Source organism: Paraflavitalea speifideaquila (assembly GCF_032395985.1).
Taxonomy (GTDB): Bacteria; Bacteroidota; Bacteroidia; order Chitinophagales; family Chitinophagaceae; genus Paraflavitalea; species Paraflavitalea speifideaquila.
This window is the reverse complement of record NZ_CP135920.1, coordinates 6,880,885-6,895,634: the sequence shown is the minus strand read 5'-3', so window position 1 is coordinate 6,895,634 and position 14,750 is coordinate 6,880,885. Positions and strand designations below refer to the sequence as shown.

The following is a 14,750-nucleotide window of genomic DNA, read 5'->3' as shown; positions in this document are numbered from 1 at the left end:
ACCGGATATGCTCCCATTTATTAGAACCCTCCGGCGGGTATAGTACATATACTGCCACCCGGCAATTGTCCACCTTTCCGGTATTACCGCAAGACTGACGCGATACGCCCACCGAATGTTCCCCTTTTGGCGTGAGAATGCTCGTCCAACAATAGCCCCACTAGTTCAAAATCCTGAAAAATGGGATTTGTGTCTTTAGCTACTTTATCAAAGCCCGCCCGGGTGCCCCACGCTGATTCACTTATAAAATGCTGCATCCGGTAATAACCACTGTCTACCACATGCTCCACCATTCGCTCTATATTCCCCGTGCCGCTTTGAAATAATCCTTCTACGTATGGCACAGAGAGGCTCAACTTGTTGGAGGTGATGGTTTTAAAGACCTGGCCATTGCTTCCCATATATTTTTCGAGCCGCTTTTCATCGGCCGGGTGCATCAGGTTTTGACTATGTCCTATATCTATATACGTTATTTACATCACGCAAAAACATCTAATTCAATTCATTTCTCCATTTTTTTAACTTGTAAAAGCAGAACTAATCTCTCAATTATTAAAACTGGTGTTGACGTAAGAACGATTATTTGTAACTTAGTATGAGCTGATTAACCCTTATAAAGGATAGTAAGAAATCAAAGGTTATACAATAGGAACTCGACTAAACTGCCGTAAATTAACATACTCGCTATTTCTTCACACACAAAAAAAAACGATTATGAAAAAGACGATCAAATTGTTTTTTGCTACCCTCCTGCTATTTGTAGGTAGCTCCTTTACTACTGCCCCAGCATTTTCTGAAAGCAAGGCTGCTTTAGGAAAGAATGTTGCTAGTGCCCGTGTGCATGCAAACGTCGGCCTGACAGTGGTGAATGTGAGCAATATTGAAGCACAGCTACCTGTTATGGCTTACAGTCTTTACAATGGCCCAACCAGTACTTACGGTACCGTTGTAGATTTGTACAATTACGACCTGGAAGTACAGGGAGGTGATATTTTGTACTTCAAAAGTGACTTACTCCCATTAATATTAGGTTACACGATAACTGCTGCTGAAGTTGCCAGTGGCAAAATAACCGTGGTGGCGTCTATTCCTTAAAAGTAGAAGGGTGTCAAAAGTACGATACACCCTCTTTTTATTCGGGCCCCTGCCGGAGACTTGTAGCCGTTTAAGCAATTCTCAGGGGCCTTTTTTTACTCTTTTGAGTAAGGGCTGTTTTGTAATTTTAAGTTAGCACACTAAAAATTACAATGGCTAAAATAAATACTTCCGTAATATTTAAGAAATACAATCAGCAACCATCTTTATTGCTCCTTCTCTGGAAGAACTAATTGGCGAAAAGCACTTTGTTCGGGTAGTCGACGAAGTTGTAGAGTTTATGGATATCAGCGACTTAATTAATTTGTATCATGGCGGCGGCACCAGTACAGCCTCCCCGACTTGCGGACAATTGATAATTTACGTAGCAGCAAGGCTAAAGATGTCATAGAGATTCTTTTTAAGGAAATGCTGGAATTCCTGGTAGTACACCAACACAAAATAGTATGGAGGAAGAATGCTGAACGCTATGGGCAAAAAGTGTGGAAAAATGCCGGGACCAGTTTAAACAGATAGATGAGTTGAATAAATAGGAATCTATTGCAGGGAAGGTGGCTGAACTGATCCAGGCTGGCATATTTTTTTAAGGATGTGTAGTATACACGTAAGCACCATGCCGGTAACAGTTGAAAGTAACTTTATGAATCACGATGTACATACCGGCCCCGCCGCTATAGACCTACTGCTGGAAAGCGATGGCTTTTACAAAAAAATGCTCCAGCAACTACCCGTAGCTATTTACTCGTGTGATAATGAAGGATATATAAGATTCTTTAATGAAGCTGCGGCAATGCTTTGGGGGCGTGAGCCGGCATTGGGCAAGGAGCGTTGGTGTGGTTCGTGGAAAATGTACAGGCCCGATGGTACCTCACTGCTGCCCGAAGTTTGCCCCATGGCCATTGCCCTCAAAGAGGGAGAGTCGTTCAGGGGCAGGAAATCCTCGTTTATCGCCCAGATGGCAGCAAACGTTATGTAATCTCTTCCCCGCAACTTGTTATGGATGATACCGGCCAATTGAAAGGGGCAGTCAATATGCTTACCGATATTACCGCCCGCAGGCAGGCAGAAGAAAGGATGGAATACCTGGTGCAACTCAATGCAGACCTCGAAAGATCGAACCACGAGCTGGAACAATACGCCTACATTGTCAGTCATGACCTGCAGGAGCCTTTGCGCAAGATCCAGACCTTTGCGGAACTGCTCAAAACGAATATTGATGACCCGGAGGCGGTGGAAACGTATTACAATAAGGTCGATGCTTCGGCCAAACAGATGACGGGCCTGATCAACGATGTGCTGAACTATTCCCGGCTTTCGCGGTCGGAGCAAGCATTCACAGCAGTAAACCTCAACCAGGTATTGGAGGACGTAAGGAATGATTTTGACTTATTGATCGAGCAAAAAAATGCCATCCTTACTGTTGGCCTCCTCCCTTTGGTGATGGGCGATTACCAGCAACTGCGCCAGTTATTTGGCAACCTGGTGAGCAATTCCCTGAAATTTAATGAACAGCAGCCACGCATACAGATCAGCCATACCCTGGTTGATTCACCATCTGGCCTACCAGCAACCGGGCAGCCAGCGGGCCGCTATGTTAAGATCATTTTCAACGATAATGGCATTGGCTTTGACCAGCAATATGCCGATCAGGTATTTGTGGTGTTCAAGCGGCTCAATAACCGGCAATTCTACAGTGGTACCGGTATTGGGCTGGCATTGTGTAAAAAGATCGTGGAAAAACATGGCGGCATCATCAGCGCCAGAAGTAAATTGGGTGCGGGCGCCACTTTTACTATTTTCCTGCCTCCCGGCAATTAAAGACTGCCTATCACCTGCCTGGAAGCTAGTAATAAGCGATGATCCGGATTTCATTTTTCTATAACAGTGGTTGGCCTTCATGGCGCCTCCATGATTCCACAGGTAATTCTCTTCGGATTCTCTTTGCTTCCCTGGGATTCAAATCGGTTTTGAGATTTGTAAAGCCGGCTGTTTATAGTTTCAACTGTTGATGAATAAAGGCATTGTTGCTATTATTTACAATAGGTCAATAAATTGAATAATAATGGCGATGCGGGTGGAGGATGAGCCACTGATCAGCTATGGCGGATCGAGTACCTGGCATGATGATATTTCTGATGGCCCGGTGTATTGTACCATTACTTTCAATGACCGCACTGCCCCGGCAAATCTGCGGGCATGGGTGATCGTTGGCTATCCGGATTTTGCCCCGGAAATTGTGAACATATCGACGTTGAGTGATACCATGTTTGATGTAGGAGTACGTTGCTTTGCACTGATTCCGGAAATGTATTACCGTGGTGAATTTGTAGCCACTTACGAGGCTAATTATGAGCGGGATATTTTGCCCATCATGCACCGGATGGCCCAATACCAGTGGGTTTCAAATATTCAGCCGATGCTGGCTTTTGCTTCCAATATTTTTGACTTCACCGATAAAAGTGAAGCAAACCGGGCCAACCGTGAAAAATATTTTTCCTATTTCAGGGGCCCGAATGGCCTTCATGACGATTCGCCCTATCAACCATCAGGTACTTTGTTTATGGAAAACGGTGCGGATATATTTCCGATGATGCCACTTAATTCGGGCAGCAATTCGGTGAGCAATACTACTTTGATCAAATTTCTTGCATTAAATGAAACGCAATATTTCCTGATGGGACAATGGGCCAGGGGAGTCTTTTCTACCGGGGATGTGAGCCCGTACCCTGTGAGCCCACTTGATACGGCCAGTGTGGGCAATTGTGCGGGACTGCCGATGTGTCCGGGGATAGAAGTGACCTGGAATATGCAAAACCCAGCAGTTTACGGGAGCCCGTTTGTGATACAGGACAGGGTCGGCAAAAATGGTTATAACAGTTCGGGACTGAATCCTTCGCGGGATGAATGTGAGGGAGGCGGCTGCCAGCCGGGCGACCTGACGAAGCGGATGGCCTGTCCCTGGCAGGCGGATTTTTTCCAGTGTACGGTTCAGTATGTAAATTTCACTGACCCTGCCGTGAATAAAATTCCCAATGAGGATGGAGATGGATTGAAGCCTATGCCGCCTACCTATTATTCTTATTGGTGGCCACCTCAAAGTCCATGGGATGTGCTGGTGGGTGAATTAGGTCCGGAGGGGCAGGCTGCTTCCAATGGACCTGCGGGCCAGCAGATGAATTATCAGCGTGGGATCAACAATTTTGTGCAGATGGTGGAGTATTGGTTTTCGCTGGCTTTTATCCGCAACCGGAATGCGGGGGCTCCTGATTATCCTTTCTTTACAGAAACGGAAAGGAACAATGAATTGTTCTCTTTTACGAATATGCCTGTGAGTGCTATCAGTGGCAATGAAACGGATGCGGAAACGACGATCCCGGTATTTTATATGGAAACAACAGGTTCCAAGGTGGCTTCCAGGAGTGTGCGTGCGCAAAAGCTGGTAGCGGCGTTGGAAGAGCGGGCTTTTAAAGCGATTGCAGTAAAACCGGATGGATTGGGCTTGCCACGTTCGGATACGCGTAAAAGGCGTTAATTGATTGTATGCAAATGATTACAACGGATGTGCTGATTGTTGGCGGCGGCTTTGCAGGGGCCGCCGCCAACGATCAGCTTATTGCAATATGGGGATGGTATTTCTGTAACCATCGTGGAGCAGAGTGATCTGGATATACGGCGGGTGGGAGAACATGTGAGTGCCGGGATATTCGGGTTGCTGGATTACCTGCAACTCAAGCAGTCGGATTTTGGCGCGGGTTGTTTTGTGCCCACGTATGGCAATACTTCTTATTGGGGTATTGACCAGCCTGTAATACGGGACTCGATCTTTACAACAGAAGCTGCCAGTTATCAATTAGACAGGACGCAGTTTGATCTTACTTTATTGCAGCGGGTATCGGACATAGGGGGCATATTTTTCCACGCACAAAATGCACCCGGTTTTCGCAGGTCGAAGATGGTGGATGGGAAGTGTTGTTACAGCATCCGCAACTAGGGCGTTTTGGTATTCGTGCGCGTTTCCTGATCGATGCCAGCGGTCGATCTGCTTCGGTGTGCCGCCAGATCGGTGTGGGCATAAAAAGACGATCACCTGATGGGGGTGGGCGCCTTCCTGCCATTTGGTGAGGGGACTAAGTTGGCCCATATTACTGTGCTGGAATCGGTAGAGCAGGGCTGGTGGTACTGTGCTACTCTTTCACCAGACAGGATGACGGCTGTATTCTTTTCGGATGCAGATATTGTATCGAAGCAGGCTTATCATACCATGGCTGGCTGGACAGGGCTTTTACAACAAACGAGGCAGGTGAAACAGTTGTTACAGGGAGCTAATGCCAATGAGGAGTTGTGGGTAAAGAATGCGCATACGCAGATCTCTCATTGTATTGACAGCCGGTCTTTCCTTGCTATTGGTGATGCGGCATTGGCTTTTGATCCGGTATCTTCTTTTGGGATTGGGTTTGCGATCACTTCGGCCTGCCAGGCGGCGGCCATTGTATTGCTTGAATTATCAAAACCTGAACGGCAACGGATCCTGGCTTATCAACGGGATCTCGAACGGCATTTTAATCAATACCAGGTTTTGCGCCGGAAGATTTATGGTCATGAGCGTCGCTGGCCTGCTGCTGCATTCTGGCAGCGCCGGCAGGAAAAGATGGCCACTGTATAAGCTTAGACAAGGTTTCAACATTTTTCAGGAGAAGACAGCGTGGTTACTAAAGCGTAGTGTGCCAGGAGTGAACCAGCCTGTGCATAACCTGCGTATTGCCAGCCTATAGCCTACACATTGTCTACACATAGCCTACGCATAGCCTAAGTCATTAATGTATAGTGGTTTAGGCCTCGTTTAGGCTATGTGTAGGCTATGCCTGGGCAATATGCAGGCAATATCCCTGCAGGAAGATACCAATTCCAGACCCTGTGCCGTAGTGTTGCCAGTCGCTGGTAGGAGGCTTGGCAGTGGACCAATTCAAATATATACACTTTTTATACTGATCCCCTTCTCTCTGCACGCCTGCCTGAATAACTGATCCCGCCTTCGCCATGCCCGCAGTTCAATGGATATATATTCACCAGGCGTTTTCTTCACCAGCCCCCGCTCAACAGACCTCAAGCCGCGCCTTGCGCGGCGATTAGCGGGCTTCAACTTCGTGGCCGGCCCATCTACAGGTAGTTGCCTGCCGCCATACTGCTTCACCAGGTAAGCTATTATGTCTTCCTCTTTCCATTGGTATTTCAGCCAGGTCATTGCTTCACCCGTGAGCTTACGGTAGAGCCTGTGCTTTTTACGGTTCACCGGTAGTGCCCCATATACACTTGAAGCAATGCGGGCAGCATGGGCCAGCCAGGCAGCATATTGCATCGTTTTACGGAAGGCAGGATCTTTCTTTACCCGCTTACCCGTGAGTGTACTGCGGGATCGCATATAATACTGCCCAAACATCCGGTATACCGTAATGGCACCTACGGTACCGGTAAATGATGGTGGTGAGGTAAGTCGCGCCATAACATTGAATTTACCTAAAGGTAACGAGTACCAATGTGCTGCCGGGAGCAGCAAATGCAAAACAACAGTTTCCGGCATATTCAATTAGAAACCGATAAAAAAGTCACATTTTAATCCGCCGGCTTCAATCCCCATCCCCTACCAGCCTGTTCGTCAAATGTATTCCAATGCTGCTGCAAGGGGCCTCACAGAGACCAAAAAGGGGCTAAGTTGGTACATGCTTCGGGTATAAAGCGCATACGCCTAAGCGGGCCCCGAACAAGGCCCTAACAAGGTACGAATGAGACAGGAATCAGGTCCAAAGAAAATGATTACAACCCACCTACTACCACCTGCCCCGCCTGGCTATTTAAACGCACACAGATCCTGCATATAGCCAGTACACTTTCAAACTGCACCAGTGGGTCCGGCAAAATAATCTCATTTTACTATTTTTTGATTGCATCAACGTGATGAGCTGCTGGTCAGGACTGACAGTAGCTCACTGGAAGCATTTTTATTTTATGCTCTCTTTAGATAAGGGGTTTTCATAATTGCCTTGTGCCATTTGTCGTCATAGTACACAAATCTGATTTTTTGACTTCTTGCCGGTTTATTGTTTTGTAACCAGTTGCCTAATTATTAATTCCGGTTTTTAGCGGATTTTAGATAAATATCTATAGCATTAACTTGGCTTTCGTCAGTCGTTATATTACCTTGCTTGTCAATAAATCTAGTATAAATATTCCCAGATTGTTTTGTTGATGCAATATGAGCTGTATCATATTGGGGACGATGTCAGGCTTTTATGGTGGTCTTTTTTGCTAATCATTTTTCTTGCCGTACTTTTTTTTCATACTACTCATGCCATTTCTGTAAGTCTTCTTTTGAGAATACTAGCTTCCCAAATAAAGTTCCATCGGAATGAGCTTCAATTCCTGTATTAACCTCCATGAATTCTATAGAAGGAGTCGCACCAACATAAACAGTGTCATTCATACTTGAATAAGATATTGAATCTAAGATATGAAAATGATATATGAAATCGTCGCTGCCTGTTTGGGTGTTTTCCATAGGCGGCTTTGATGGTTTTTTATCTGAATCTTTCCTATTTGAATCGCATGCTGTTAAAGAGCAAACTATAATCCAAACCCATTTTGATTTGATTTTCATTTTTCTACTGATTTTATAATATTATCCTCAACTAGATGAAGAGATATATCTTTTCTTTCCACAATTGGCCTACCCCAAAAGTCAGATACGACTATTCTGGACGTAACGGCGGTTCGCAGCAGGCGATACAAAGCTCATGTACGAGCCAGGCGAGGAACTTATACAACCGTTACCATGAATCAGGAAATGGAGCAGGGCAAAGAGCAATTAGTATACGGCAATAAACCTGCCAGGATAATCATTGATGCTGTCTGTAATGAGCATTAAGATGGCGGCTTAGGAACTGACCTATTTAATTTGTTTAGAAAACAAGTGAAAGCGGATATAGGTTTTAGTTTGAAGGATGCAAGTGCGTCAACGTACAGAGCACTGCTTCATACTTGCAAGGGATGGGGTATTGGCTACGGTTATTTTGATAAATTTAATTTTGATAGTGGGACATACGTTCCACGATTCTCTTTGGCTGTTTGTAAGTTTGTGCCCGGTACATCACTTGTGCGATTTACTTGATACCCCAGCACAGTACCCTGCTGTTTATACATTGTATTGTTACGATCTCCATGTATATTTCCCCTGCACCCGGTACTTTTTCATGATCATACGCCGTTTGTCATCAAACTCATAGCGGAAGCATTGCTCATTCAATCAAAATGAAAACATTCCAGAAGAATCAGGGAATCAGTAGTTCGGAGAGGTGGGGTTCTAGCACCCATCCACAAAAACCATCAGCAGCATACGCTAGATTGGGGATAGTAAGTCATTTTTTTCGGAAACTTTAACTTAAGCCCTTCAATTTCTTTCTTTACAAAAATCATAATTTTTATTGGTAAGCCACTACACCCCTTATATGTTCCGCCGAAGGGTGAATCTAAGAAAGAAGGAAGATATTTTCTATCAAGGCTATCGGCACGAAAATCTATCGGACGGCGAAGTTTGACCCCGATTTTTGCAGAATTTTTTTACTAAAAAGTGGATCTTTCCCATAATCACCCCTTAATAGAAAAACGTCATTTCCAGCTTTCAAATAACCAGAATAATCTAAGTACGGTGACTTATCCCTCCTTAAAATGTAAATATCTAGAAATTTGAATTGATTGCCCTGACTAAATGAAATGGAATAAAAACAACTGACGAATCAAAGGTCTTCCGATCTGCTTTTGCAACCTCATACAATAATTCATACAAACAAGAATCTACTTTGTACTCGGATAACACTTGGTTAAAATACAGGCTGTCAGTATCTTCTCTTTTTGCATTTTGGAGGTATAGGCTTTTTTTTCTGTCCAATACAGGAGTTAGTTAAAAGTAGGAAAATGCTATAAAGAGGTAATAGAAATTTCATTTTTATTGCTTTTTATTCCTTTTCTTATTGTCATGTATTATTATCACGGGATCTAAACCGGTTGCACTGTTTTACTATTAAAAGGTATATAAATGCCATTGCTGGGGTAAATATGTTAGAATTTACGTTTGGTGCAAATGTCTCCATAACGTTGGCCACTGCGATATCACTTGATCTGTCACCCCTCCCTGAAGGATAAGTAATTCCGTCTGGATGACTGTGAGTAAATTCTACCAGTTTACTTGGGTCGGCTTTGATCACTGGATCGAGGAATATAGATAGGCCACCATATTCACCTGTTTCGCTGTGTGAAGTAGATAAGAAATTAGGATTACCATCTCTAAACTTGAGTATGGACATTCAACTTTAGAGTTTTTTGAGGTAAATTCAAAAGTTGAGTAGCCTTGTCTTTGTCATCGACTTTCATATAATCATAATTTACAAGCTTTCCATCTTTTTTAATAGTCATATTTACGACATTGTCCAAAATTCCTTTTTCCACTTCAATAGATTTATTTTTATCTACCTTATCATTCGATTTGCTTGCAAACAATTTATCTGTTTTATCATCTGTCTTTCTTAGTAGCCGTATTCTCCCTTCCCTATCAAGTTGATAATCATCCGTAGGCTTCATCCCATCCGGATCAATAAACCTGATGGGGTTATCAAATGCATAATTGTACGGCGAGTGTCTTCTCATTTTGTCTGCTAATGGATCTACTACATGCCACCGTCCAATCTGCGGATCAAACATCCTGGCCCCGTAATCTATAGTCTCCAGCCCACTGCCATCGCTAAACTCCCGCTTTTGCTCTTCCTTGCCATTAAACTTGTACTTATTGTACTGCTTGCCGGCGGCTTTTGAAGTGATGCCTGCCTTCGTCAACCCAAAAGGATAATAGTGTGTTTCTTCCAGTATAGGCCCAGGGGTGTGGGTAACGGCCAGGTTGTCGAAGTATACCGGCAGGTTGGATTCATTACTGACGTACACATAAATATAGCCATTCCGGGCTATAGTAAGCGGACTGTTGATGTAGGTATTGTGCAGTTTATAGCCCCCACCCGCCAGTACCGGGTTGGCCCCGCCGCCCACAAACTTCAACTGTTCATCAAAGAGCAGGTAATTCACGAAGGCTTTGGCATTGTTGGCGCCAGGGTTATTATTAGAAATAAAATTACCCAAGTCCGCATTGTTGGTACCAATGCCACTTACCTGCGCCGGGGTCAGCACGCCCTTTATTCGCTGTTATCGCGCTACTGCCCGTAAATGCCGCCAATAATTCGGTCACGGCCAGGGTGAGTGGACTGCCTGCCCCGCCACCAGGCAATGTATAAAACGATTCGGCCATGATCTTCACCTTATCGCCCGCCATGACTTTTAGTACAATCCCCAGCCCGGTCTTTTCGTTGGCCAGCCCACCATGTACCCGGTACAGCTTGTTCTCGAAACTGGTTTGGGTAGCGCCGGTGGTGGCTTTGTCGATCCTGCGTCCGTTCACGATATTAAAGAAAGCCGATTCTTTTTGAAGTCTTGCATCTTCTACCGTTGCCGCCGGGTAACAAATGTCTTCTTTTTGTTCCGTCAGCACCATACGTACACTACCCAGGTGATCTTTGAGGAAGTAATCATACACGATCCGGTTGGGCTGCGGAGTGCATACCGCACTGTCTACCCTTACCAACCGGATACGCCCTTCCTCATGACCGATGAACTGCAAAGTGTCATTCTGATACACGGCACCCCCTGGTACAGGGTTACCATGGTATCTACACCCGGCTCATATACCGTCTTCTTTAGTTTATTGCCTGTGGCATCATAGAGGTATTCTATTGTCCCTTTATTGCTGCTGCCATCCTTTTTAATGGTCACCTTAGCCGGCAGATTCAGGTAATTGTATTCCACGCCATTGCCACCACCAAAAGTGACCATATCCTTATTGAGGTCTTTGACCATATTGCCATTGGCATCATAACTGTAATCCACCGTACTGCTGTTTTTGCTGCCTGCTGACGGATGTTGGTTGGATGTGCGGAAGTCGCCCAGGGGTGGATGGTTCACTGACGCCATCTATCACATTGAGCAGCTTATTGCTGCCCGCTATATAGTTGTAGGCCAGGTTGTCGATCAGGGTACTGCCGCCGGACTTCCAGCCCTTCTGGTTCATGGTGAGGATATTGCCATTGGCATCATAACTTAACCCCGTGGTGCTGAAGTCCATACCCGCATTGAGGTTGAAGTTGCTGCCCGTAAACTGCTTAAACTGGGCACCCGTCAGCCGGTTTATGGCATCATAGGTAAAGTCATAGCGCCGTACGCGGCTGTCGCCGGCACTCTTCCACAGCGTACCCGCTATATTGCCATTGAAGAGGTTGCCGGCATAGGGATCGGAGAGTCCATTAACACTAAGTGCATTGTTGTCATAGGCCAGTTCAAAACCAAAATAACGTCCGGCGGCGGGAGCAACCAGTGTCGTATCCCTGGCATACGTACGGTTTACACCGAGTAGCCAGCCCCTTATATTGTAATCGTTGACCAGGGAGTCCAGCGGGCCGCCGCCAGGGCCACCGGTGGGGGCGAGTACTTTTTCTTCAACTGCCCCAGGGCATCGTACTGCAATTCGGCTATTGTTTTGTAAGCGCTCATGGCATTGCTGTTCACCAGGGTATGGCTTAGTTTCTTTTCGGTTTTAACTACCCTGCCCAGGTCATCATAACTCATTTGTGTTACCACAATGGAGGTCTGTGCATTGGCGCCCGCTTTCTCGGTTTTGCTGATCAGTAGCAGGGGCTGTCCTGCAAAACTGTATTGGGTGGTTTGTACATCGGTGCCGCCACTTACGTTGGTGGCCTGTACCTGCGTCAGGCGGCCTTTGTCATCATAAAAGTTGATGGTGTATAAATAAGTACCAGTGCCCAATACTTTGGTGCGGCTGCCGGTCACCAGTCCTTTGATGAGGCTGCTTTGCAGGGTGGCATTTTGCGGATAAGGCCAGGTAGTATTGGAAGGTGTTTGCAGGTAAGCATCGTACACATTACTACGGGTGGCACTTAATGGGTTGCCATAGCTGCTGCGCCAGTTGTAGTTGTCATAAAAGGTATTGGTCAGTTCTTCGATGGTTTGTCCGGCGAGGCCGGGATAGGTAGAACTGCCATAAGCTGCCGTGTAATGGGTAGCCAGGGTACTGCTGTTGTTCCACAGGCCGGTAGCTACCGGCCGGTTGATCTCATCGTACTGGCTGTACAGCCATTTTACAGGGCTGCCACTGCGCATATTGGCATCCTGTGTAAGCACCAGCCGGTCGCGGGTATCGTACACCATGTATACTTCGCCTGCACCCGGCACTTTTTTGATGATCATACGCCGTTTGCCATCAAACTCATAGCGGAAGCATTGCTCATTCAGGATCAAACCACTGCTGTAGTTGATATTCCAGCTATTGGCCTGCAGCAGTTCTACTCCCCGGGGCTGTACAACGCAGCGCAATAGCCCATACACATCATAAGCGTAGTAGGTGCAGAGCCAGCCGTAATGGCCTTTACCGGTGCCGGTATCCACGATGGCAGTATTTTGTACTTTCTTCAGCACCACCTGGCCTTCGCTGTTGGTAAAGGTAATGACCTGTTTGTGGTGCTCATCCTGCGTTACCTGTTTAAACAAGGTACCGGCATCGTACAGGCTGTCGCAGGTGTAGGTAGCAAACACCCCCATGGTACCGCTGTTGGTGACAGCCCAGATGCGTACGCTATCGGTAATCGTATTCACATACAATTGGGTCTCTATCCCCGGTCGCTGCCTGCCCAGCTATTGCCGGGCGCCAGTTGTTTTAAAGGCCTGTTGAGTGGTGAAGGCTCAAAGATGGTTTGGCTATAGCCATAATTTTCACCGGGATACCGGGTGCCGGTAAAAGTGGCCTGCTGCTGGAAGGGATTGAGCTTAAAAGCACCATCATTTACCGATGCATTGCCACCAGTGGTATTGGCCGCAAAAGGCAGGTATTGGTATTGCTCGCGGCCCATGGCATCATATACTACCGGCATGACCAGGTCCATTGGAGAACTTCCTGTAGCCAGTGAACCCTGCTTTACGACGGTTTGTATCGGCCTGCCCAGGCCATCAATATACTGGGTGGTTTGTTTTACGTCTTTCAGGGGCGGGTGATGAGGCTGGCATCATCGGTATCGGGAGCCGTGGCATCCCAGGTACGGATATAGTTGATGGTAGTGACATTGTAGGCGGCCGGTGTAGCGGCCACGGGCTGGGTCATAGAGATCAGCAGGGGTTCGCTGAAGGCTGTAAGGCCATTACTGCTGACCTGCCGGCGGTACCAGGTGGCGGTGGAGAGGTTGCCGGGTGTATAGTTTTGGGTGGTCGCACCGCCAATATTAGTCCAACTGCTATTGTCTAAAGATGTTTGCCATTGCCAGGTATAGCTGCCGTTGCCGCCGGTGGCGGTAGCGCCGCCCAGTGAGCCCGGACTGGTACCAGCCGTAATGGTTTTACTGCCGGGTTGCAGGCTGCCGGCTATGAGTTGACCATACACCGTTACTGTTACCACATTGCTGTTTACCGATGCCCCATTGCTGGTTACCGCCCGGCGGAAGTAAGTAGTAACAGGCAGGTTGCCGGGCGTATAGTTCAGACTTGTGGCACCACCGACAGTTGTCCAATTGGTATTTTCGGATGATTGCTGCCACTCGTAGGTATAAGATCCATTGCCACCAGTGGCAGTGGTGCCGGTCAGCAACCCCGGGGCGGTATTGTAGTTGATGGAAAGAGCAGCAGGCGACAAAGTACCTGCCGCTAATTGCGGATACACGGTTACGGCCACAGTATTGCTGTTTAGGGTTACGCCATTACTGGTTACAGAACGCCGGAACCAGGTATTGGCGGTGAGGTTGCCCGGCGTATAGTTTTGAGCCAGTAGCGCCGCCAATATTGGTAAAGGTGGTATTATCGGGCGAGGATTGCCATTGATAAGCAAAGTGCCATTGCCGCCGGTGGCTGCGGTGCCAGTCAGCAACCCCGGGGCGGTATTGTAGTTAATGCCGATGCTGGCAGGTGTTACAGTTCCAGGTACCAGTTGCGGATACACCGTTACCGCCACAGTATTGCTATTAACAGTTACGCCATTGCTGGTCACAGATCGCCGGTACCAGGTATTGGCTATGAGGTTACCCGGCGTATAGTTTTGAGCCGTAGCGCCGCCAATGTTCGTATAAGTGGTATTATCGGATGAGGATTGCCATTGATAGGCATAGGTTCCATTGCCACCAGTGGCTGCGGTGCCAGTCAGCAACCCCGGGGAGGTATTGTAGTTGATGCTTGCACTCGCAGGTGTTACACTGCCTGCCACCAGTTGAGGATACACCGTTACCGCCACAGTATTGCTATTAACAGTTACGCCATTGCTGGTTACTGTACGCCGGTACCAGGTATTGGCTATGAGGTTACCGGGTGTATAGTTTTGAGCCGTAGCGCCGCCGATGTTGGTATACGTACTATTATCGGGAGAGCTTTGCCATTGGTAGGCATAGGTGCTATTGCCACCAGTGGCCACGGTACCAGTGAGTAAACCCGGCGACGTATTGTAGTTGATGCTTGCACTCGCAGGTGTTACGCTGCCTGCCACCAGTTGGGGGTACACAGTAATTGTCACCACA

At 46.9% G+C, this 14,750-nt stretch carries 16 protein-coding genes; 6 read left to right on the top strand and 10 right to left on the bottom strand.

Features of this window, described 5'->3' with window-relative positions; genetic code table 11:
• Positions 1–83: 83 nt before the first annotated feature.
• The gene (locus RS881_RS47370; RefSeq protein ID WP_315817203.1) at positions 84–437 is read right to left on the bottom strand and encodes a hypothetical protein; all 354 of its coding nucleotides are present in this window, start codon (positions 435–437) and stop codon (positions 84–86) included.
• Between the two features lie 277 nt (positions 438–714).
• Between RS881_RS47370 and RS881_RS47365 the strand changes: the two genes are divergently transcribed.
• From RS881_RS47365 to RS881_RS47340, 6 genes are all read left to right on the top strand, one after another.
• The gene (locus RS881_RS47365) at positions 715–1,095 is read left to right on the top strand and encodes a hypothetical protein (protein WP_315817202.1); all 381 of its coding nucleotides are present in this window, start codon (positions 715–717) and stop codon (positions 1,093–1,095) included.
• Between the two features lie 640 nt (positions 1,096–1,735).
• Complete coding sequence (locus RS881_RS47360) at positions 1,736–2,071, top strand: hypothetical protein (RefSeq protein ID WP_315817201.1); 336 nt, start codon at positions 1,736–1,738, stop codon at positions 2,069–2,071.
• Positions 1,981–2,913 carry a sensor histidine kinase gene (locus tag RS881_RS47355; RefSeq protein WP_315817200.1) on the top strand — a complete coding sequence of 311 codons (933 nt, stop codon included), beginning with the start codon at positions 1,981–1,983 and terminating at the stop codon, positions 2,911–2,913. The genes RS881_RS47360 and RS881_RS47355 overlap by 91 nt, the downstream gene beginning before the upstream one ends.
• A 244-nt stretch (positions 2,914–3,157) precedes the next feature.
• On the top strand, positions 3,158–4,627 hold the full coding sequence (lodA, locus tag RS881_RS47350; protein WP_315817199.1) for a CTQ-dependent lysine 6-oxidase LodA: 1,470 nt from the start codon (positions 3,158–3,160) through the stop codon (positions 4,625–4,627).
• Positions 4,628–4,663: 36 nt separating this feature from the next.
• On the top strand, positions 4,664–5,086 hold the full coding sequence (locus RS881_RS47345; RefSeq protein ID WP_315817198.1) for a hypothetical protein: 423 nt from the start codon (positions 4,664–4,666) through the stop codon (positions 5,084–5,086).
• A 99-nt stretch (positions 5,087–5,185) separates the two neighbouring features.
• Positions 5,186–5,758 (top strand): hypothetical protein, encoded by a 573-nt coding sequence (locus RS881_RS47340; RefSeq protein ID WP_315817197.1) that lies wholly within the window; start codon positions 5,186–5,188, stop codon positions 5,756–5,758.
• A gap of 300 nt (positions 5,759–6,058) precedes the next feature.
• Here the strand turns inward: RS881_RS47340 and RS881_RS47335 are convergent, their stop codons facing one another.
• The 9 genes from RS881_RS47335 to RS881_RS47295 form a co-directional block, all read right to left on the bottom strand.
• Entirely contained in the window at positions 6,059–6,595 is a 537-nt protein-coding gene (locus RS881_RS47335) for a hypothetical protein (RefSeq protein ID WP_315817196.1), read from the bottom strand.
• Between the two features lie 837 nt (positions 6,596–7,432).
• Positions 7,433–7,747 (bottom strand): hypothetical protein, encoded by a 315-nt coding sequence (locus tag RS881_RS47330; protein WP_315817195.1) that lies wholly within the window; start codon positions 7,745–7,747, stop codon positions 7,433–7,435.
• Positions 7,748–9,429: 1,682 nt separating this feature from the next.
• Positions 9,430–10,320 (bottom strand): RHS repeat domain-containing protein, encoded by an 891-nt coding sequence (locus tag RS881_RS47325; protein ID WP_315817194.1) that lies wholly within the window; start codon positions 10,318–10,320, stop codon positions 9,430–9,432.
• Positions 10,265–10,825 carry a hypothetical protein gene (locus tag RS881_RS47320; protein ID WP_315817193.1) on the bottom strand — a complete coding sequence of 187 codons (561 nt, stop codon included), beginning with the start codon at positions 10,823–10,825 and terminating at the stop codon, positions 10,265–10,267. The genes RS881_RS47325 and RS881_RS47320 overlap by 56 nt, the downstream gene beginning before the upstream one ends.
• On the bottom strand, positions 10,765–11,073 hold the full coding sequence (locus RS881_RS47315; RefSeq protein ID WP_315817192.1) for a hypothetical protein: 309 nt from the start codon (positions 11,071–11,073) through the stop codon (positions 10,765–10,767). Before RS881_RS47315 ends, RS881_RS47320 begins: the two co-directional genes overlap by 61 nt.
• Complete coding sequence (locus tag RS881_RS47310) at positions 11,057–11,308, bottom strand: hypothetical protein (RefSeq protein ID WP_315817191.1); 252 nt, start codon at positions 11,306–11,308, stop codon at positions 11,057–11,059. Before RS881_RS47310 ends, RS881_RS47315 begins: the two co-directional genes overlap by 17 nt.
• A 296-nt stretch (positions 11,309–11,604) precedes the next feature.
• Positions 11,605–12,852 carry a hypothetical protein gene (locus RS881_RS47305; protein WP_315817190.1) on the bottom strand — a complete coding sequence of 416 codons (1,248 nt, stop codon included), beginning with the start codon at positions 12,850–12,852 and terminating at the stop codon, positions 11,605–11,607.
• 14 nt (positions 12,853–12,866) lie between these two features.
• Positions 12,867–13,187, bottom strand: coding sequence for a DUF6443 domain-containing protein (locus RS881_RS47300; RefSeq protein ID WP_484557645.1), 321 nt, complete (start codon positions 13,185–13,187; stop codon positions 12,867–12,869).
• Positions 13,188–13,234: 47 nt separating this feature from the next.
• Positions 13,235–14,749: a DUF8696 domain-containing protein gene (locus RS881_RS47295; RefSeq protein ID WP_315817189.1), complete on the bottom strand. Its 1,515-nt coding sequence runs from the start codon at positions 14,747–14,749 to the stop codon at positions 13,235–13,237.
• Between the last annotated feature and the right edge of the window lies 1 nt (position 14,750).

What these genes read in the sequence shown, in the direction of transcription:
- RS881_RS47370 (WP_315817203.1), bottom strand. Translation starts at nt 437, where the DNA reads ATGCACCCGGCCGATGAAAAGCGGCTCGAAAAATATATGGGAAGCAAT.
- RS881_RS47365 (WP_315817202.1), top strand. Translation starts at nt 715, where the DNA reads ATGAAAAAGACGATCAAATTGTTTTTTGCTACCCTCCTGCTATTTGTA.
- RS881_RS47360 (WP_315817201.1), top strand. Translation starts at nt 1,736, where the DNA reads ATGAATCACGATGTACATACCGGCCCCGCCGCTATAGACCTACTGCTG.
- lodA (WP_315817199.1), top strand. Translation starts at nt 3,158, where the DNA reads ATGGCGATGCGGGTGGAGGATGAGCCACTGATCAGCTATGGCGGATCG.
- RS881_RS47340 (WP_315817197.1), top strand. Translation starts at nt 5,186, where the DNA reads ATGGGGGTGGGCGCCTTCCTGCCATTTGGTGAGGGGACTAAGTTGGCC.
- RS881_RS47335 (WP_315817196.1), bottom strand. Translation starts at nt 6,595, where the DNA reads ATGGCGCGACTTACCTCACCACCATCATTTACCGGTACCGTAGGTGCC.
- RS881_RS47330 (WP_315817195.1), bottom strand. Translation starts at nt 7,747, where the DNA reads ATGAAAATCAAATCAAAATGGGTTTGGATTATAGTTTGCTCTTTAACA.
- RS881_RS47310 (WP_315817191.1), bottom strand. Translation starts at nt 11,308, where the DNA reads ATGGACTTCAGCACCACGGGGTTAAGTTATGATGCCAATGGCAATATC.